Source organism: Acinetobacter sp. CY17 (assembly GCF_059515825.1).
This window is the reverse complement of record NZ_JCAKMX010000061.1, coordinates 1-1032: the sequence shown is the minus strand read 5'-3', so window position 1 is coordinate 1032 and position 1032 is coordinate 1. Positions and strand designations below refer to the sequence as shown.

At 40.9% G+C, this 1032-nt stretch carries 1 protein-coding gene; it reads right to left on the bottom strand.

Features of this window, described 5'->3' with window-relative positions; translation table 11 throughout:
• A partial coding sequence (locus AC5YCI_RS16255) for an Ig-like domain-containing protein (protein WP_496175941.1) occupies positions 1-1032 on the bottom strand: 1032 nt, incomplete at both ends.

Here is a 1032-nt window from a genome sequence, read left to right as displayed (position 1 = left end):
TGCCACAGCAGTTCCGATCACTTTGCCATTGTAGCTAACTTTGACTGTTGCACCAGCTTCAGTGATACCTGTCACTGTTTTGTTATCTACACCCAATACTTGCGTTAATCTTGCTGGCGCTGTGGTATCAGGCGCTGTAATTGCATTTGGCTTGGTGCTGTTATTGGCTGTGTCCGTTGCAATAACCTCAAAATGCTCACCATTGTTATACGCTTTATCCAAAGTGATGCTGTACTTACCATCAACATTTGCCACAGCAGTTCCGATCACTTTGCCATTGTAGCTAACTTTGACTGTTGCACCAGCTTCAGTTGTACCTGTCACTGTTTTGTTATCTGCAGCCAATACTTGCGTTAAGTTCGCAGGTGCTGTCGTATCAGGCGCTGTAATTACATTTGGCTTGGTTGCATTACCTGCTTGATCAGTTGCCACAACATCAAGCTTTTCACCATTGCTATAAGCCTTGTCTAGACTCACACTGTACTTGCCAGTTGCATCTGCTATCGCAGTGCCAATGACTTTACCGTTATAGCTAACTTTGACTGTCGCACCAGCTTCAGTGGTACCTGTCACTGTTTTGTTATCTGCAACTAATAATTGAGTAAGTATTACTGGTGCTGTAATATCCAATGCATTGATTTTTATTTTTTGTGAACTATTCCCTGCCTTATCTTTCAAGCTAATTTCTAGTTCTTCTCCATTCAAAAATGGATGCTCCAAAGCGAATGTATAATGACCAAATTGATCAGAAACAGTCTGGCCTAAAGTTGCACCGTTTAAATACACGAGAACAGTCGAGTTTGCTTCTGTAATACCATTAACTACTTTACCATCATCAGTGAATTTGTAATATCCATTGGTTGGAGCTGTAGTATCTTTAAAGTTGATAATGAACGCTTTGCTCTTATTACCTGCCTGATCTTGAGCAAATAATTCTACCTTCTCACCATTGCTAAAGAGTTGATCAAGATAAAGGCTGTATTTACCATCTTTAGCAACTTGTGCTGTGCCAACAACTTTGCCCGCAACAGT